This is a genomic window from Microbispora sp. CL1-1, from assembly GCF_012034195.1.
Lineage (GTDB): Bacteria > Actinomycetota > Actinomycetes > Streptosporangiales > Streptosporangiaceae > Microbispora.
Window position 1 is genome coordinate 1 of record NZ_JAATEK010000026.1, and the last position, 16,685, is coordinate 16,685.

The 16,685-nt window shown below is 71.5% G+C and carries 18 protein-coding genes and 1 tRNA gene; 9 read left to right on the plus strand and 10 right to left on the minus strand.

Annotation, left to right across the window (positions count from 1 at the left end; genetic code table 11):
• Both HCK04_RS26330 and HCK04_RS26335 read right to left on the minus strand, forming a co-directional pair.
• Positions 1 to 392 (minus strand): CPCC family cysteine-rich protein (locus tag HCK04_RS26330; RefSeq protein WP_205830730.1); only part of this gene is annotated, 392 nt, incomplete at its 3' end.
• A gap of 1,222 nt (positions 393 to 1,614) precedes the next feature.
• Positions 1,615 to 1,688, minus strand: a tRNA-Arg gene (locus HCK04_RS26335).
• Between the two features lie 306 nt (positions 1,689 to 1,994).
• On the opposite strand from HCK04_RS26335, the gene HCK04_RS26340 reads away from it, so the two are divergent.
• The 8 genes from HCK04_RS26340 (at position 1,995) to HCK04_RS26375 (ending at position 8,405) form a co-directional block, all read left to right on the plus strand.
• Positions 1,995 to 2,810 (plus strand): aminoglycoside phosphotransferase family protein, encoded by an 816-nt coding sequence (locus HCK04_RS26340; RefSeq protein ID WP_142650087.1) that lies wholly within the window; start codon positions 1,995 to 1,997, stop codon positions 2,808 to 2,810.
• Between the two features lie 38 nt (positions 2,811 to 2,848).
• The gene (locus HCK04_RS26345) at positions 2,849 to 3,931 is read left to right on the plus strand and encodes a cobalamin biosynthesis protein (protein WP_260617415.1); all 1,083 of its coding nucleotides are present in this window, start codon (positions 2,849 to 2,851) and stop codon (positions 3,929 to 3,931) included.
• Positions 3,928 to 4,074, plus strand: coding sequence for a hypothetical protein (locus HCK04_RS26350; protein ID WP_168066279.1), 147 nt, complete (start codon positions 3,928 to 3,930; stop codon positions 4,072 to 4,074). The genes HCK04_RS26345 and HCK04_RS26350 overlap by 4 nt, the downstream gene beginning before the upstream one ends.
• 10 nt (positions 4,075 to 4,084) lie before the next feature.
• Positions 4,085 to 4,468 carry a DCC1-like thiol-disulfide oxidoreductase family protein gene (locus tag HCK04_RS26355; protein WP_142650088.1) on the plus strand — a complete coding sequence of 128 codons (384 nt, stop codon included), beginning with the start codon at positions 4,085 to 4,087 and terminating at the stop codon, positions 4,466 to 4,468.
• A gap of 102 nt (positions 4,469 to 4,570) precedes the next feature.
• Entirely contained in the window at positions 4,571 to 5,479 is a 909-nt protein-coding gene (locus tag HCK04_RS26360; RefSeq protein ID WP_142650089.1) for an ABC transporter ATP-binding protein, read from the plus strand.
• The gene (locus HCK04_RS26365) at positions 5,460 to 6,260 is read left to right on the plus strand and encodes an ABC transporter permease subunit (protein ID WP_142650090.1); all 801 of its coding nucleotides are present in this window, start codon (positions 5,460 to 5,462) and stop codon (positions 6,258 to 6,260) included. Before HCK04_RS26360 ends, HCK04_RS26365 begins: the two co-directional genes overlap by 20 nt.
• Positions 6,260 to 7,312, plus strand: coding sequence for a helix-turn-helix domain-containing protein (locus HCK04_RS26370; protein WP_142650091.1), 1,053 nt, complete (start codon positions 6,260 to 6,262; stop codon positions 7,310 to 7,312). Before HCK04_RS26365 ends, HCK04_RS26370 begins: the two co-directional genes overlap by 1 nt.
• Before the next feature lie 526 nt (positions 7,313 to 7,838).
• The gene (locus HCK04_RS26375; protein WP_168066281.1) at positions 7,839 to 8,405 is read left to right on the plus strand and encodes a glycosyltransferase family 1 protein; all 567 of its coding nucleotides are present in this window, start codon (positions 7,839 to 7,841) and stop codon (positions 8,403 to 8,405) included.
• 18 nt (positions 8,406 to 8,423) lie between these two features.
• On the opposite strand, the gene HCK04_RS26380 is transcribed toward HCK04_RS26375, so the two are convergent.
• From HCK04_RS26380 to HCK04_RS26415, 8 genes are all read right to left on the minus strand, one after another.
• A complete protein-coding gene (locus tag HCK04_RS26380; protein WP_142650092.1) occupies positions 8,424 to 9,386 on the minus strand; it encodes a quinone oxidoreductase in 963 nt (320 codons plus the stop codon).
• 86 nt (positions 9,387 to 9,472) lie between these two features.
• A complete protein-coding gene (locus HCK04_RS26385) occupies positions 9,473 to 10,507 on the minus strand; it encodes a zinc-binding alcohol dehydrogenase family protein (protein ID WP_142650093.1) in 1,035 nt (344 codons plus the stop codon).
• A gap of 281 nt (positions 10,508 to 10,788) precedes the next feature.
• Entirely contained in the window at positions 10,789 to 11,148 is a 360-nt protein-coding gene (locus tag HCK04_RS26390; RefSeq protein ID WP_142650094.1) for a helix-turn-helix domain-containing protein, read from the minus strand.
• 56 nt (positions 11,149 to 11,204) lie between these two features.
• Positions 11,205 to 11,867, minus strand: a complete 663-nt coding sequence (locus HCK04_RS26395) for an HAD family phosphatase (protein ID WP_142650095.1) — start codon at positions 11,865 to 11,867, stop codon at positions 11,205 to 11,207.
• Complete coding sequence (locus tag HCK04_RS26400) at positions 11,857 to 12,942, minus strand: ABC transporter ATP-binding protein (RefSeq protein ID WP_142650096.1); 1,086 nt, start codon at positions 12,940 to 12,942, stop codon at positions 11,857 to 11,859. Before HCK04_RS26400 ends, HCK04_RS26395 begins: the two co-directional genes overlap by 11 nt.
• A complete protein-coding gene (locus HCK04_RS26405) occupies positions 12,939 to 13,826 on the minus strand; it encodes an ABC transporter permease subunit (protein ID WP_142650097.1) in 888 nt (295 codons plus the stop codon). Before HCK04_RS26405 ends, HCK04_RS26400 begins: the two co-directional genes overlap by 4 nt.
• Positions 13,814 to 14,650, minus strand: a complete 837-nt coding sequence (locus tag HCK04_RS26410; protein ID WP_260617405.1) for an ABC transporter permease — start codon at positions 14,648 to 14,650, stop codon at positions 13,814 to 13,816. The genes HCK04_RS26405 and HCK04_RS26410 overlap by 13 nt, the downstream gene beginning before the upstream one ends.
• A 4-nt stretch (positions 14,651 to 14,654) precedes the next feature.
• On the minus strand, positions 14,655 to 15,755 hold the full coding sequence (locus HCK04_RS26415) for an ABC transporter substrate-binding protein (RefSeq protein WP_328709438.1): 1,101 nt from the start codon (positions 15,753 to 15,755) through the stop codon (positions 14,655 to 14,657).
• Between the two features lie 163 nt (positions 15,756 to 15,918).
• Between HCK04_RS26415 and HCK04_RS26420 the strand changes: the two genes are divergently transcribed.
• Positions 15,919 to 16,656, plus strand: a complete 738-nt coding sequence (locus tag HCK04_RS26420) for a GntR family transcriptional regulator (protein ID WP_142650099.1) — start codon at positions 15,919 to 15,921, stop codon at positions 16,654 to 16,656.
• The last annotated feature ends 29 nt before the right edge of the window (positions 16,657 to 16,685 follow it).

Sequence of the window (16,685 nt, forward strand, 5' to 3'; positions counted from 1 at the left end):
CAGCCCGGGTCGCGGATAGGCGGCCCTGGGTCTGTGTCGGTAGGGAACTCCTCGCGTCTTGGAGGGCGTACTTTGTGGACGTATCGCTCCATGTAGGCACGGAACTGCCGGAAGTTGAGGCGGGCCTGGGTGAGGCTGAGTCCATAGTTGGGGCTGCCGCGCCGGATGTCGTCGGCATCGTGGTCGTCCTGCCCCTCGTCCTCCCAGAAGCAGAGGGGGCAGATCTGGTACCAGCCGCGCGAGTCGAGAGTCAGATATCCGCAGCAGGGACAGGCGTGAGGGCAGCTTCCTTCCGGAGCGTGCATTGAGCGGTTGGTGGTGATTTCGACGTACTCCTTGAACACCTCGATCCCCCCGCTGGACTTCTTCGGGCGTCGGTTCACGTTGTCCACGAGCGGAGATGGCGCCTCCTGAGATTCTGATGCGAGCTGCAACCCTGGATGGGAGGCCACGTGGTCAAGATTGTTCCGGATATTTTCCGGGAGTGGCCGCCTGGGGCTGCATCTGGGGCGTCCGGCTGCACATAGCCCATGGCCCTGAGCTTGCCGGCCGGCCGGTCGTGAGTCACCGTGATTGCCCTCTCGTCACCCTGTCCAGTTGTACGGAATCAGCCGGCGACCTGGGGTTTCTAGCGCGATGCGCATACCTTTCCGTCCTGATCACCTCCGGCTCGTAGCTGGGTTTCTAGATGGGACGAATCCTTCCGGGGTTGGTAGCCGCTGCGACGTCAGAGCCGCTCGCGTTCCCAGGACGGCCCCGCAATGCTCGGCGGCGTAGTCACCCAGCCCTTGACGGAATGCCAAGTGGCTGGCCACTCCCGAGGAGGACGCGCCAGGATCTCGCAGACCTCGCGCGCCAGTTCGGCCGGGCTGCGGCCCTGCCAGGGAGCGGCGACGAAGACCTGGTAGCCATCCTCGACGCCAAGCCAGACCTCGAACAGATCAGGATCTCGGGGACGGCTCTCTTGGCGCTGAGGCCGTAGGTCAGCAGTCGGGCATGGTCGATGCTCGTCAGGACCAGCCGCCCCGCGGTGCGCATCGGGGTCTCCCACGAATGATCCGCGGCGACCCGCGCGACCTCCAGCTCGTACTGAGTGGCCGCGAAGCAGGCGCTGCGGTCCATGGGCACCTCTCTCGACCATTCCCAGCGCACTAGGTCCCCATCACGGGTGATGGTGACGTCCGTGCCCCCGCAGTCGTAGACGCCGCGTGCGCCGCAACGAGCGATCGCGACAGTGCGCGGCTGGGAATCGGCCAGCAGTCGATTAGCTGGGAGCAGGACGTTGTACGGATCCATCCCCAGCCCCGCCCCGGCGGAGGTCATCTCCGCTCCGTTGACGTAGACCTGCAGCTGGAATGCTTCGCTGCCTGGCCTGCAGGACGAGGGGGCGATCGCCAAACGGAGAAGGTCGACGCCCGATTCTCCGTCGTTCCCGTTCATGTCACCGATGATCCACGATCACGACGGCCCGACCGTCCGCTTTCCAACATCATCCCGCGTATATCCCGTGACTGGCGACAAGCGGCGGCTCTCGGTGGCGTACGGCTGCACGCGCGATCACGGCACGATCAAGTAGAAGCCCAGGTCAGGGGCCAAAGAGGCTGAGGAGAGGAGCGCGCCCTGAGGGATTCGAACCCCCGACCGTCGGATTAGAAGTCCGATGCTCTATCCAGCTGAGCTAAGGGCGCTCGTGCCTAATTCTGCATGATCCGGGGACCGGGTACACACCCGGTTTCCCGGACATGGGCCGGCGCATGCCTCGTGTGGGCCTGTGAGCCCGGTCACCGGGGCCGCTCGGCCTGCGTCGATGCCGCTCAGGCACGTGCTCGGGCCTCCTGCAGGGAAGGTCGATCCAGCACTGCTCACGCGCAGGAGGGTCACGATGCCGCCCGGCTTCTCGCCAGGTGGACATTCGTCCGTGTGGCGAGACGTTTTCCTGTTCTTCGTGCTTTCCGGCGGAAATGTGATCGCCTGCGGGGCTAAACTTCAGCGCCATGTCCGTACGCGAGATCCCGCTCCTCGGAGACGTCTCCGAAGGGGTCGTACGGGTGGGGGCGACGGTACGGCGGCCGATGCGTGCCACGTCGCCGTCGGTCCACGCGCTGCTGCGGCACCTGGAGGACGCCGGGTTCGACCGGGCGCCGCGGGTTCTCGGCACAGACGAGCGGGGCAGGGCCATCCTCACGTACGTCGAGGGCGTGGTGCCCACGCATCCCCTGCCGGCGTACGCGGTGAGCGACGAGGCGCTGACCGCCCTTGCCCGGCTGCTGCGGCGCTTCCACGACGCGGCGGCCTCGTTCGTCCCGCCTCCCGGCGCCGTCTGGGAGAACGGCTCGGCGCCGGAGGGCCCCGCCGAGCTCGTGGGCCACTGCGACGTCACTCCGGCCAATGTCGTCTTCCGGAAGACAGGGCGGGATCTCCTGCCGTACGCGCTGATCGACTTCGACATGGCCAGGCCGACGACGCGGCTGTTCGATGTGGTCACCACGTTGCGGCACTGGGCCCCGCTGGCCGATCCCCTTGACCGCGACCCTGCGCAGCGCTCACTGGACGCGGCGGCCCGCGTGCGGGCGTTCTGCGACGCGTACGGCCTGCCGCTGCGTGACCGGCTCCGGCTGGTGGAGACGGCCAGGACGCGGTTCGGCCGCTCCTACGCGCTGATGCGCGACCGGGCCAGGACGCTCGGCGGCGGCTGGGCGCGCATGTGGGACGACGGCGCGGGCGGACGGATCAGGCGCGCCGCGGTCTGGCTCGACGCCAACGAGGACGCGATCCACAGTCGCCTCATCGGCTACGAGCCCATCTCATGACAAAGGGGCACGTACGGCAGAATGCCTGCGTGACCCGGATCCTGGACGGTGCCACGGCGGCGGGGCTGCTCGCCGGGGCCGTGATCGACGCGGCGGTGGGAGATCCCAGACGCGGCCATCCCGTCGCGGTGTTCGGCAGCCGGGCCGCCGCCCTCGAAAAGCGCATATATCGCGATTCGCGGTTAGCGGGCGTGGCCTACACCACCATCTGCGTCGGCGCGGCGACGGCCGCTGGGATGCTCGCCGAGCGGGTGACCCGGTCGAGCCCGATCGCCCGCGCCGCGGTCACCGCCGCCGCCACATGGGCGGTGCTCGGCGGCACGACGCTGGGCAGGGAGGGCATGCTGATGGCCCGTTCGCTGGAGGAGGGCGATCTGGCCGCCGCCCGCGCCCGCCTGCCGCACCTGTGCGGACGCGACCCGTCCGGGCTGGACGCCGCGGAGCTGGCGCGGGGCACGGTCGAGTCCATCGCGGAGAACACCTCGGACGCCGTCGTGGCCCCGCTCGTGTGGGGCGCGATCTTCGGCGTGCCCGGCCTGCTCGGCTATCGCGCGGTGAACACGCTCGACGCGATGGTGGGCCACCGGTCGCCGCGCTACGCGAGGTTCGGCTGGGCCTCGGCCCGGCTGGACGACGTGGCCAACTATGTGCCGGCCCGGCTGACGGCCCTGCTCACGGCGGGCCTGGCCGGTCTGGCGGGCGGCTCTCCCCGCCGCGCGGCCGCCGTGTGGATCAGGGACGGGCACCGCCACCCCAGCCCCAACTCCGGACGCTGCGAGGCGGCCTTCGCCGGCGCCCTCGGCGTACGGCTCGGCGGGGCCAACGACTACGGCGGCAGGGTCGAGCACCGCCCGGAGCTGGGCGACGGCCCTCGCCCGGCCGTCGCCGACATCCCCAGGTCCGTACGGCTCGCGCGTGCGGTGTCGTACGCCTCGGTGGGCCTGGCCGTCGCCACACGCCTGGCGGTCGCCGCACGCCTGGCCCGTGGTCCAGCACTCCTGCTCCAAGGACGGGCGCGCCTGGCCCGGGGGTCGGCACGCCTGCTCCAAGGACGGGCGCGCCTGGCCCGGGGGTCGGCACGCCTGCTCCAAAGACGGGCACGCTGGACGGATCGGCGATGAGCGCGCTCATCCTGTTGCTGGTGGTCGCGGTCGTCTTCAGTTTCGCGGTCGCCGTGATCCTGGTCGTCGTCCTGGCCGCGCGCGCGTCACGGCGGCCCGCGCCACCACCACGCGAACGGAGTGATCCGTCCCAGGATCGGTAGGTTCGACAGCATGGGCCAAGAAAACGCAGAGAGCCGGGTCCTGCTGGTCTTCGACGGTGACTGCGCCTTCTGCCAGGCGTGTGTGGACGCCGGGCACCGGTTCCTGCCGTACATGCCCTTGGTGCGGGCGTGGCAGGGCCTCGACCTCCAGGCGGCGGGCCTGTCGCGCGACGAGGCCGAGACGTCCGTGCGGCTCCTCGGGCCGGGCGGGCTGCGCGCCCACGGCGCGCGTGCCGTGGCGCTGCTCCTCGCCCTGCAGCCGCACGCGGCCTGGCGCGCGGCCGGCCGGGTGCTGCTGACGCCGCCGGTGAGCTGGCTGGCGGAGGCGGGCTACCGGCTGGTGTCGCGCTACCGCCACCTGCTGCCCGGCTCCGCCGACTGCGGCACGCCGTGATGTGTCTTGATCCGCGCTTTGCCGAAGGTGCGAACGAACACGATCGGCAAGTGTCCGGAAGCGGGCATACCCCGCGCCTGACGGGAGCGCCACCATTGCGGCATGACAGCAGTGGTGGAGACCGAAGGGCTGACGAAGTTCTACGGTGCGAGACGAGGTCTCGAAGACCTCACCCTCGAAATCCGGCCGGGCGAGGTCTTCGGCTATCTGGGCCCCAACGGCGCGGGCAAGACGACGACGATCCGGCTGCTTCTCGACGTGATCCGGCCGACGTCCGGCCGGGCGACCGTCTTCGGCGCGGACACGCGTGATCCGCGCGTACGCGCCCGGATCGGCTACCTCCCGGGCGAGCTGGCCCTGGAGGGCAGGGAGCGGGCCCGCGACTACCTGCAGTTCCTCGCCGACGTGCGCGGCGGGGTGAGCCGCGGCAGGATCGACGACCTGGCCGAGCGGCTCGACGCCGACCTGTCCGCCAGGATGGGGGAGCTGTCGAAGGGCAACAAGCAGAAGGTCGGGCTCATCCAGGCGTTCATGCACGAGCCCGACCTGCTCATCCTGGACGAGCCGACGGGCGGGCTCGACCCGCTGGTGCAGCAGGAGTTCCTGGCCATGGTCAGGGAGGCGCGCACGGCAGGTCGCACGATCCTCATGTCGTCGCATGTGCTCGCCGAGGTGGAGCACGTGGCCGACCGGGTGGGCATCGTGCGGGCGGGCCGCCTCGTCGCGGTGGAGGACATCGCCGCGCTGCGCGAGCGGGCCGTACGTCACGTGGAGCTCCACTTCGACGCGCCGGTCCCGGCAGAGTCGTTCCAGGGCCTCCCGGGCGTACGCGACGTGGTCGTGCAGGGGGCGAGCCTGCGCTGCACGATCGACGGCAGGCCCGACGCGCTGATCAAGGCGGCGGCCCGCTACACCGTGGTCCACATGGTCAGCGCGGAGCCGGACCTGGAGGAGATCTTCCTGACCTACTACAGCGAGGAGGAGGGCCGTCATGCCCACGCTGGTGCGTAAGAGCCTGGGGGAGTATCGCCGTGCCCTCATCGGGTGGACGGTCGGGCTGTGCGCGTTCCTCACGATGTACATCTCGATCTACGCGGGCTTCATGGACGACCCCGAGACGTTCAGCGCGCAGGCCGTCGCCAAATATCCGGGCGCGTTCCGAGACCTGATGGGCGGCATGTCCGACATCGCGACCGGGCGCGGCTATCTGCAGGCGGTCGCCTACCAGCTCCTCGGCCCACTGCTGTTCACCATGTGCGCCGCGATCCTCGGCAACCGGGCCATCGCCGGCCCCGAGGAGAACAAGACGCTGGAGCTCACGCTGACGCTGCCGATCGACCGCAGGCGGCTGCTCCTGGAGCGCTGGGCCGCGCTGGCGCTCGGCCTGCTCATCGTGGCGCTCGTGACGCTGGCCGTCGCCACCGTGGCCGCGTCCGCCGCCGACATGAACGTGCCGTTCGGCAAGATCCTCGCCGCCCACACCGGGCTGTTCCTGCTCGTGCTGTTCTTCGGGACGCTGACGCTGTGCGTGGGCGCGGCGTCCGGGCGCAGGCAGGTGGCGCTCGCCGTGACCGGCGTGTGGGGCGTCGCCGGATACATCGTGGAGACGATGGGCAGGAACGTCGACGCGATCTCCTGGCTGCGCTGGATCTCGCCCAGCCACTATTACCTCGACGGCAGGCCGCTCTATGAGGGCTGGCCGTACGGTGACTACCTTGTGCTGCTGGGTGCGACGGCCGTGCTCCTCATGACGGCGCTGCTCGCCTTCGAACGGCGTGACGTAGGAGTCTGATGGACAGCGTTCTCGCTCGCGTGAGCGAGGCGACCGGAGTGCCCGCCGACTTACTCGGCGGGTTCCTGTCGGTTCTGGCCGCGTCGGCCGCCACCGGCAGGCTGCCCGCCCGCGCCGACATGGACGCCCTGCGCGAGTGCGGCGCCCTCGCCGCCGAACGCGGCATCCCGCTGCGGGTGCTCGCCGACGCCTGCCTGCACGCCGCCGAGATCACCGCCGGCGGGGCCTTTGGCGCCGTACGCCGCGGGATGGCCGCCTACATCGAGGGATACGAGGAGGCCCAGCGCGCCGCGCTCCGGCAGGAGGAGGAGGCCCGCCGCCTGTTCGTCGACGATCTGCTGCAGGGCAGAGCGGACGCCGAACGGGCCGAGCACTTCGGCCTGCGGCTCGCCGGGGCGTACGTCGTGACCGTGGCCAGGCCCGGCACCCCGATGGCGGCGGGCGACCCGCTGGCCGGGAGGATCGAGCAGGCGCTGGTGGCGAGGTTCGGCTCGCACAACATCCTGGTCGCCGTCCGCGACGGCCTGCTGGTGTGCGTGGCCCCGGGCGCGCTGACCGCCGCGAGCGGCGAGTTCACCCACCACGTACGCTCCGCGCTCACGGACTGGCGGGTGGGGGTGGGCCGCCCCCACAAGGGTCCTGGCGGGATCGTCACGTCCTATCGGGAAGCGGTCAACGCGATCGACCTCGGCGGGCGGCTCGGCCTGCGGGCCCAGGTGCTCAAGGCCGCAGACCTGCTGGTCTTCCTGGTGCTGCTGCGGGACAGGGACGCGATCGTGGACCTCGTCTCGACGGTGCTCGGGCCGCTGACCTCCGCCCGCGGCGGCCCCGAGCCGCTGCTGGAGACGCTGGAGGCGATCTTCGCCTCGCAGGGCAACCACACGGCGGCGGCGCGCAGGCTCGGCGTCAGCACCCGGGCGATCACCTACCGGCTGGAGCGGATCAGGAGGCTGACCGGCTTCTCGCCGAGCGATCCCACCCAGCGGTTCACGCTGGAGACGGCCGTGCTCGGGGCCCGCCTCCTGGAGTGGCCGGCCCACCCGCTCACCTGATCCGTACGGGGACCCCGCCACTTTCACCGTACAGGCGGCAGGGGGGCTTGCGGCAAGACCCCGGTCACGGCGGACAATCGGGGGCCGTGAGCCGGGCAGGCCCGCGACCCGCCACGCTGCGAGCCGGGCAGGCCCGCGCCCCGCCACGCTGCGAGCCGGGCAGTTCACCGACCCGCCACACCGCGACCCGCCACACAGTGAGCCACACCATGACCAGGGGGTACATATGCGCGTGCTGATGTCCACGATCGGGACGCGGGGCGACGTCCAGCCGATGGCGGCGCTGGCCGTGGCGCTGCGGGAGCTCGGGCTGGGGGCGGGCGCCGGTGGACGAGGCGGCCGGCAACCGCGCGCTGTGGGCCGAGGACGCGCGGCGCTGGAACGAGACGGTCGGCGCCGCGCTCAACGCCCACCGGGCCGCGGCCGGCCTGGCCCCCGTGGCGGACACCCGAGGGCACATGTTCACCGACCGGCCCTGGCCGGCCGCCGATCCCGCGCTGGGGCCCTGGCCCGGGCCCGACGCGTCGTGCAGACGGGTGCCTGGATCCTGCCGGACCCGCGTCCGCTGCCGCCGGACCTGGAGAAGTTCCTCGACGACGGCGAGCCGCCCGTCTGCGTCGGATTCGGCAGCGTCCGCGCTCCCCGGGACGTCGCGCGGGCGACGATCGGCGCGGCCCGCGCGCTCGGCCGCCGGGTGATCGTGCTGCGCGGCTGGGCCGGGCTGTCCCCGGCGGACGACGGCCCCGACTGCCTGATGATCGACGAGGCCGATCAGCGGGCACTGTTTCCCCGGGTCGCCGCCGTCGTCCACCACGGCGGCGCGGGCACCACGACCGCCGCGGCGCTGGCCGGGACGCCCCAGGTCGTCGTGCCGCAGCTCTACGACCAGCACTACTGGGCGCGGCGGGCCGCCGATCTCGGGATCGGGATCGCCCACCCGCCCGCCGCGCCGACCGCCGGGTCGCTGGCCGAGGCCCTCGGCCAGGCTCTCCACCCCGGCGTGGCGGCCCGCGCCGCGTCCCTCGCGGGCGAGATGCGCCCCGACGGCGCCGCGGTGGCCGCGCAGCGCCTGATCGACCACATGGCCGCCTGAGGACGGCTCACCGGCAGGTCAGGGGATGAGCAGCAGCTTGCCGGTCGTCCGCCTGCCTTCCAGGTCGTCGTGGGCGCGCCGGGCCTCGGCGAGCGGGTAACGCTGCGAGATGTGCACCTTCACGGCGCCGGAGGCGACCCAGCCGAGCACGTCGTTCGCCCGCGACAGCAGCTCCTCGCGGGTGGCCGTGTAATGCGCCAGCGTGGGCCGGGTGAGGAACAGCGAGCCGCCCGCGTTGAGCCGCTGCGGGTCGAACGGCGGGACGGGACCGCTGGCCGCGCCGTACAGCGCCATCATGCCGCGCGGCCGCAGCGACGCGAGCGACCCGTCGAACGTGGCGGCGCCGACCCCGTCATAGACGACGTGCACCCCGGCGCCGTCGGTGATCTCCTTGACGGCCTCGGAGAAGCCCTCGTAGCCGACGACCTCGTCGGCCCCCGCCTGCCGGGCCAGCTTCTCCTTCTCGGCGCTGGAGACCGTGCCGATCACGCGGGCGCCGCGGAGCTTGGCCATCTGGACGAGCAGCAGGCCCATGCCCCCGGCCGCCGCGTGCACGAGCACGTCGTCGCCCGACCTGATCGCGTACGTGGAGTGGGTCAGGTAGTGGGCGGTCAGCCCCTGGAGCAGCACCGCCGCCGCCAGATCGGGCGACAGCCCGTCGGGCAGCCGGACCACCTTCTCCGCCGGGATGATCGCCTTGCTCGCGTACGCGCCGACCGCGGCGGCGGAGCCGACCCGGTCGCCGGGCACGATGTCGGTCACGCCGGGCCCGACGGCCGTGACGGTCCCGGCCGTCTCCGAGCCCGGGATCAGCGGAAGCGGCAGCGGATAGCGGCCCTCGCGGTGATAGACGTCGATGAAGTTGACGCCCGTCGCCGCGACGTCGACCAGCACCTCCCCGGGACCGGGAACGGGGTCGGGCCGTTCGGCGTACTCCAGCACGGAGGAATCACCGTAAGCGGGGACGACGATGGCATGCATGCGCGACTCCTGGTGTTCTTGGGCTCGGTTCCTCTCGTCCCCAACCGGCCGCGCCGCATCCGTTGTTCCCGGCGGAGAAGGGTTGTTCAGAAGCCCGTGAGGGTGATCTTGCCGATCGCGGTGCCCGATTCGACGATCCGGTGGGCCTCACGCAGGTTGGCGGCGTTGACCGGGCCGAGGTCGCGGGTGGCGGTGGTGGTGAGGACACCGGAGTCCACGAGCCGGGCGACCCGGTCGAGGATGCGGTGCTGGTTCACCTGATGCGGCGTCTTGAACAGCGAGTGGGTGAACATGAGCTCCCAGTGGAACGCGATGCTCTTCGGCTTGAGCACACCGATCTCGAGGGAGTCGTGGTCGTCGATCGCGACGATCGCGCCGAAGGGCACGAGCGCCTCGGCGTAGGCCGTGAGGTTGCGGTCGGTGCCGATCGTGCTGAAGACGTAGTCCACGCCGCCGGGCGCGACCTCGGCGAGCTGCTTCGCCAGCGGTGCCCGGTGGTCCACGATGTGGTGGGCGCCCATCCGGCGGGCGAACTCCACGGTCTCGGGCCGGGAGGCCGTGCCGATCACGGTGAGCCCGGTCAGGGCGCGGGCGAGCTGGACGGCGATGGAACCGACGCCGCCCGCGGCTGCGGTGATCAGCAGCGTTCCGGTCTGGTCGAGCGCGTCGCCGCGCAGGCCCAGCCGCTCGAACAGGCCCTCCCACGCCGTGAGCGAGGTCAGCGGCAGCGCGGCGGCCTCGGTGAAGGACAACGTGGCGGGCTTGCGGCCGACGATGCGCTCGTCCACCGCGTGGAAGCGGGAGTTCGCGCCGGGCCGGTCGAGCGCGCCGGCGTAGTAGACCTCGTCGCCGACCTCGAACAGCTCCACCTCGTCGCCCACGGCGACCACGGTGCCCGCGGCGTCCCAGCCGAGCACCCTGGGCTCGCCGCCCGGGTCGCTGTTGCGCCTGACCTTGTAGTCCACCGGGTTCACAGCGACGGCCTCCACCCGCACCAGCAGGTCGCGCGGCCCGGGTCGCGGCACCGGCAGCTCCACGTCGAGGAGGCTTTCCGGGTCGTCGATGGGCAGGCTGCGCCGGTAGGCGACGGCGGGCATGGTCCCGTTCAGGTTCTCGGTCATGTCTGTCCCTTGCGCGTTCGTCACGGGTCACGCGCCGAAGCCGGTCGTACGGCTCGGCGGCACGACCTGCACGGTAGCCACCGGTGCGTGGTTACCCGCAAGGGACACGAGTATCCATCGGGAACCATCCAGGTAAGGGGGATACTCGGGGCCGGTTACGCGGGGCCGGCTGCTCCGGGCCGGTTACGCGGGGCCGGCTACGCGGGGCCGGTTACTCCCGGCCGGCTGCTCCGGGCCGGTTACGCGGGGTCGGTTACCCAGGGTCGGTTACGCGGGGCCGGTTACGCGGGGCCGGGGAAGCGGTCGATGTTGCGCTCCACCCACGTCCGCAGGTGGGCGAGCGGGACGTTGGCGTCGCGGCCGAGCGGCGTGAGGCTGTATTCCACGCGCAGCGGCACCTCGGGATACACGTCGCGGTGGACGAGGCCGTGGTCCTCCAGGCGGCGCAGGGTCTGGGTGAGCACCTTGGGGCTGACGCCCTGGAGCCGGGCACGCAGCGCGCCGAAACGCTGCGGCCCGTCCTCCAGCGCGCCCAGGGCCAGCGCGCTCCACTTGTTGGCCAGCAGGTCGAGCATGTTGCGGCACGGGCAGGCCGCCGAGTAGACGTCCTTGGGATCGTCGCAGGTGTTCATGACGTGCATGTTGCGACGATACCCAAAGGGAACTTAGGTCCGCGAAGTTACCAGGCTCACGGCGTTCACTGGCGGGAGACCAGCCGTCGCAGCAGCGGCAGGTCGATACTCTCCAGTGTCGGCACCGCCGTCACCCCGTCCGCCCCGCTCAGGCCGCTCGTCGTACCGGGCGGGCCGACCACGATGACGGCGCAGCCGGCGGACCGGGCCGAGGCGACGCCGGTCGGGCTGTCCTCGACCGCCACGCACGCGGCCGGGTCGAAGCCGAGCCGCGCGGCGGCGGCCAGGTAGGGATCGGGCGCGGGCTTGTTCCTGGGGCTGTCCCCTGCGGCCACCGACAGCCGGAAGTGGTGACCGCCGACGGTTTCGAGCACCAGGTCCACGACCGGCCGGGGAGACGCGCTGACCAGCCCCGCCGGGATCCCCGCCGCGCGCAGGGTCTCCAGCAGCGCGACCGCGCCGGGAAGCGTGGTCACGCCGTTCTTCAGCCGGCCGGTGAACGCGTCCGTCAGCATGGTCTCCACGGCCGCCGCCCCCGGACCTCCGGTGATGTGCACGGCGGCGTCCTCGACCGACAGGCCGAACAACGCCTCACGGTCGGCCTCCCCGAGAGGGGAGTCCAGGCCGTCCGCCACCTCCACGCAGGCGTCCCACCACAGGTCCTCGGTGTCCACCAGCGTGCCGTCCATGTCGAACAGGACCGCCGCAGGGCACGCCCTAGACGACATCGGGTTCGGGGACCGCCGCCGCGGCTCCTCCGGTCTCCGAACGGGCCGACACGAGCACGGGCCGCTCGACCAGCCCGATCCGTACGGCGGTGCCGGGCGCGAAGCGCGCCGAGTCGTGGCCGGGGACATCGGCCAGCACCTCGGTGCCGTCGCCCAGGCGGATCCGCAGGCGGGCGGTGGAGCCGCGGAACGACGACACCATGACGATCCCGTCGCCCTCGGCGTCCGGAGTGACCAGCACGGCCTCGGGCCGCACCAGCACGTCCGCCTGCGCCGCGTCCGGAGCCTGGCCCTCCACGGGCAGCGTCTGCCCGAGCACGGTGACCCGGTCGCCCGACACCAGGCCGGGCAGGTGGTTCATCGCGCCGACGAACTCGGCGACGAACGCGGTCGCCGGCCGGTCGTACAGGGTGGCGGGGTCGGCGACCTGCTCCAGGCGGCCGTCGCGCAGCACGGCGACCCGGTCGGCCATCGACAGCGCCTCCTCCTGGTCGTGCGTCACGAAGATCGTCGTGATGCCGAGGGAGAGCTGCAGGCGGCGGATCTCCTCGCGCAGCGTGACGCGCACCTTGGCGTCGAGCGCCGACAGCGGCTCGTCCAGCAGCAGCACCCTGGGCTCCAGGGCGAGCGCGCGGGCCAGCGCCACGCGCTGCTGCTGACCGCCGGACAACTGGTGGGGATAGCGGTCGCCGACGGACGGCAGGCCGACCAGTTCGAGCAGCTCCTGCGCGCGGGCGTGCCGCTTGGCGGCGGGCACCTTGCGCACCCGCATGCCGAAGCTCACGTTGTCGCGGGCGTTGAGGTTGGGGAAAAGGCTGTAGGACTGGAAGACCATGCCGGCGTCGCGCCGGTTGGCCGGCACGCGCGTGATGTCGGCGCCGTCCACCAGCACCTCGCCCTCGTCGGGCTGCTCGAAGCCGGCGAGGCAGCGCAGCGCGGTGGTCTTGCCGCACCCCGACGGGCCGAGCAGCGCGATCAGCTCGCCGGGCTCCACCGTGAGATCGAGCCCGTCCAGCGCGACCGTGCTGCCGAACCGCCGCCGCAGGCCGCGGAACTCGACCCGGGCGCCGTTCATGATCCACTCCTTTGCCTCGCACCGGCGGACGACAGGGCGAGCAGCAGCAGCCAGGTGATCAGCAGGCTGAACACCGAGACGGCCACCGACACCTGCGCCTGAGAGCCGGAGATCCGGTAGATCCAGTTGGGGAAGGTCTCGAAGCTGAGCAGCCGGGCGATCGTGAACTCGCCGAGCACCAGCGCCAGCGTGAGGAACGACGCGCTCGCCATCGCCGACCGCATGTTGGGGATGATCACCCGCAGCAGCACGTGGGGCCACGACGCCCCGAGGTTCCTGGCCGCCTCCGACAGCGTGCGCACGTCGATCGCGCCCAGGCCCGCGTCGAGCGAGCGGTAGGCGAACGGCAGCGCCAGCACGACGTAGGCGAGCACCAGCACCACCGGGAAGTCGGGGTTCTGCACCGCGATGATCGTCTGATAGAGGGGCGTGGTCGCCAGATAGTCGGGCCCCCACCGCAGCACGGTGCTGATCCCGGCCACGAACGTGATCGGGGGCACCACCAGCGGCAGCGTGCAGACCACTTCGAGCACCGGGCGCAGCCGCGGCGCGCCGAGCCGTACGGCCACCGCGGCGGGCAGCGTCAGCAGCAGCACGAGCACGATCGTGGCGACCCCGAGCCCGAGCGACAGCAGGAGGCTGCCGCCGAAGCCCTCGGCCGAGAAGATCTGGCCGTACGCGTCGAGCGAGAAGCCCTGGTCGGGCTCCTTCACCGTGAAGACGAACGACGCGATCAGCGGGACGAGGAAATAGACGGCGGCGAGCACGAGGACCACCCCGCGCCACACCCGCGGACGCCGCGGCCGGCCGCCGCGCGCGGGCGCCGTTCCGGCGGCGGCCTGCGTGGTCACCTGAGGGGTCACCTGCGGAGTCAGCGAAGCCATCGGGCGCTCCTTCGCTGCAGCGGGAGATAGACGGCCATGACCAGGCCCGCGACCACGATCATGTCGAGGCTGAGGGCCAGCGCGACGTTCTCGTGGCCGATCAGCACGTTGCCGGTGAGCGCGTCGGCGATCTTCAGCGTGACCAGCGGGACGGTGGACCCGACCATGGCCTGCGCCGTGGCGTAGGCCGAGAACGCGCCGCCGAACAGCAGCACGACCCCGCCGAGCAGCGAGGGGGTCAGCACCGGAATCCCGACGTACCGCCAGAACTGCCAGGTGCTCGCGCCGTTGTTCTGCGCGGCCTCACGCCACTGCGGGCGCAGCCCGTCGAGCGCGGGCACGACCGTGAGGACCTGCAGGGGGATGGAGAAGTACAGGTAGACCAGGGCGAGACCCCAGAAGTTGTACAGGCTCCATCCGTGCTCGCCGAGGCCGAGCGTGGTGGTGACGACGCCCGAGTTGCCGAGCGTGGCGATCCAGGCGAAGGCCAGCGGCACGCCGCCGAAGTTGGCCAGCACGCCGGAGGCGGTCAGCACCGCCTCGCGCAGCGCGCGGAACCTGGAGGTCACCACGGCCTGGGCGAGGAAGGTGCCGAGCACCCCGCCCAGCACCGCCACCAGCGCCGAGAGCTTGACGCTGCCGAACAGGGCCGTCAGATACGCGCCCTGGAGCGACTCGGTGAGGTTGGCGGTGCTGAACGTGCCCTCCTTGGTGAACGTGCCACCAAGGAGGACCAGCATCGGCACGCCGAAGACGATGACGACGAAGACCAGCAGCGGCGCGGCCGCCCACCGGCTCTTCGATCTCGTACGGCTGTCGCGCACGATCTCAGCCCGAGACCGCCGCGCCCCACCCGCTCGCCAGGACTTCCTTGGCCTTGTTGACCTGGTCCGGAGTGGGGAAGGAGGGGGTGCCCTCGACCTTGGGGAGCTGGTCGACCATGGCGGCGTCCGCGCTGCCGTCCTGCTGCATGGAGGGCAGCAGCACCGGGCGGGCGTAGCCCTTCAGCCACAGGTTCTGGCCCTCGGTGCTGTAGAGGAACTCCTGCCAGAGGCGGGCGGCGGCGGGGTGCGGCGCCCACTTGTTGATCGCCTGGGCGTAGAAGTTGGCGTACTGGCCGTCGCTGGGGATGGCGATCTGCCAGTCGACGCCCTTGGAGGAGAACTCCTTGGCGTAGCTGGCCTGCAGGTAGTCCCAGTCGAGGGTGATCGGGGTCTCGCCCTTCTCCACCGTGGCGGGGGTGGCCTCGACCGGGTTGAAGTTGCCGTTCTCCTTGAGCTTCTTGAAGAAGTCGATGCCCGGCTGGATGTCGTCGAACGAGCCCTGGTTGGCGAGCGAGGCGGCGTAGACGCCGGCGAAGGCGGCGCCGGCCTTGGTCGGGTCGCCGTTCAGCGCGACCATGCCCTTGTATTCGGGCTTGAGCAGGTCGGCGAAGGTCTGGGGGCAGGTCTTGACCCGCTTGGCGTCGCAGCCGATGGAGATGTAGCCGCCGTAGTCGTAGTACCAGGCGCCGCTCGCGTCCTTCTGGCCGTCGGGGATCTTGTCCCAGCTCTGCACCTTGTAGGGGGCGAACAGGCCCTCCTGGGCGCCGCTGAGCGCGAAGGCGCTGCCGAGGTCGAGCACGTCGGGGGCGCGGTCCTGGCCCTTCAGGGTCTTGACCGCGTTGATCTCGTCCTGGCTGGAGCCGTCGGGGTTGTCATTGGTGATCTTGATGCCGTACTTGGCCTCGAACGCCTTGATGACCTCGCCGTAGTTGGCCCAGTCGGGCGGCAGCGCGATGGTGTTGAGCTTGCCTTCCTTCTTGGCGGCCTCCACCAGCTTGTCCATCCCGCCGAAGTCCTGGACGGAGGTCGCGGAGGCGGCCTTGGAATCACCCGACCCCGAGCCGCCGCCGGCGGTCGTGGGGGCGGCGCCGCATGCCGCGATCACTGAGGTGGTTATCGTGAGCGCGGCAACAAGGCCGACGGTACGTGTGGACAACGGTCCCTCCCACTGTGGTGCGTGGATCGAACTTAGGCGAACTTGTACAAACAAGCCAGACCTAGTAAGTCGCATATCGATGTCAGTCGCGTGAACGGAAGGGCTCATCACGATGGCGCGCTATGAACAGATCGCAGGTGACCTGCGGGACGCCATCGTCAGAGGGGACTACGCGATAGGTGCCCAGCTTCCCTCCGAGGCTGAGCTGGCCATACGTTACTCGGCGGCGCGCGGCACCGTCCGCCAGGCCGTCGCCCTGCTGGCCGCCGAGGGGCTGGTGGGGTCGCGGCAGGGCGCGCGGCGCATCGTGCTCGGCAGCGAGCGCAGCCAGAGCTTCGCCGAGCTGCACAGTTTCGCCCAGTGGGCCCGGTCGATGGGCTACCGCGCCAGCGGCAGCGTGCTGTCCGCCCGCCGCCGTCCGTGCTCGCCCTCCGAGGCCGTACGGCTGTCGCTGGAGCCGGGGGAGGAGGTGCTCGACGTGCTGCGGCTGCGGCGGCTCGACGGCGAGCCGGTGCTGGTCGAGCGCACCGTCTACGCCGGCTGGATCGCTCCCGCCGTCGAGCGGCTCGACCCCGAGTGCGAGTCGGTGACCCAGGAGCTCTACGAGTCGGTCGGCCTCGTCTTCGCGTACGGCGAGCACCTGATCGACGCGGTGGCGGCCGGCAGCGAGGACGCCCGGCTGCTCGAGGTGCGGCGGGGCAGCCCCCTGCTGCGCCAGCGCCGCGTCACCACCACCCAGGAGGGCAGGCCGGTCGAGTGCTCCGACGACCGCTACCGCGCCGGCAGCGTGACCTTCAGCATTCGCAACTCGACCGCCGCCAACCCTCTCGTCCGCCGCGCCGGCGACTGATCCCGGCCGTCCTCGGAGCAGGCGCCGGT

Excerpts from the sequence above, each read along its gene's own strand:
- HCK04_RS26405 (WP_142650097.1), bottom strand. The coding sequence starts at position 13,826 with ATGGCTTCGCTGACTCCGCAGGTGACCCCTCAGGTGACCACGCAGGCC.
- HCK04_RS26360 (WP_142650089.1), top strand. The coding sequence starts at position 4,571 with ATGACAGCAGTGGTGGAGACCGAAGGGCTGACGAAGTTCTACGGTGCG.
- HCK04_RS26340 (WP_142650087.1), top strand. The coding sequence starts at position 1,995 with ATGTCCGTACGCGAGATCCCGCTCCTCGGAGACGTCTCCGAAGGGGTC.
- HCK04_RS26350 (WP_168066279.1), top strand. The coding sequence starts at position 3,928 with ATGAGCGCGCTCATCCTGTTGCTGGTGGTCGCGGTCGTCTTCAGTTTC.
- HCK04_RS26395 (WP_142650095.1), bottom strand. The coding sequence starts at position 11,867 with ATGTCGTCTAGGGCGTGCCCTGCGGCGGTCCTGTTCGACATGGACGGC.
- HCK04_RS26355 (WP_142650088.1), top strand. The coding sequence starts at position 4,085 with ATGGGCCAAGAAAACGCAGAGAGCCGGGTCCTGCTGGTCTTCGACGGT.
- HCK04_RS26400 (WP_142650096.1), bottom strand. The coding sequence starts at position 12,942 with ATGAACGGCGCCCGGGTCGAGTTCCGCGGCCTGCGGCGGCGGTTCGGC.
- HCK04_RS26370 (WP_142650091.1), top strand. The coding sequence starts at position 6,260 with ATGGACAGCGTTCTCGCTCGCGTGAGCGAGGCGACCGGAGTGCCCGCC.
- HCK04_RS26420 (WP_142650099.1), top strand. The coding sequence starts at position 15,919 with ATGGCGCGCTATGAACAGATCGCAGGTGACCTGCGGGACGCCATCGTC.
- HCK04_RS26380 (WP_142650092.1), bottom strand. The coding sequence starts at position 9,386 with ATGCATGCCATCGTCGTCCCCGCTTACGGTGATTCCTCCGTGCTGGAG.
- HCK04_RS26385 (WP_142650093.1), bottom strand. The coding sequence starts at position 10,507 with ATGACCGAGAACCTGAACGGGACCATGCCCGCCGTCGCCTACCGGCGC.
- HCK04_RS26365 (WP_142650090.1), top strand. The coding sequence starts at position 5,460 with ATGCCCACGCTGGTGCGTAAGAGCCTGGGGGAGTATCGCCGTGCCCTC.
- HCK04_RS26390 (WP_142650094.1), bottom strand. The coding sequence starts at position 11,148 with ATGCACGTCATGAACACCTGCGACGATCCCAAGGACGTCTACTCGGCG.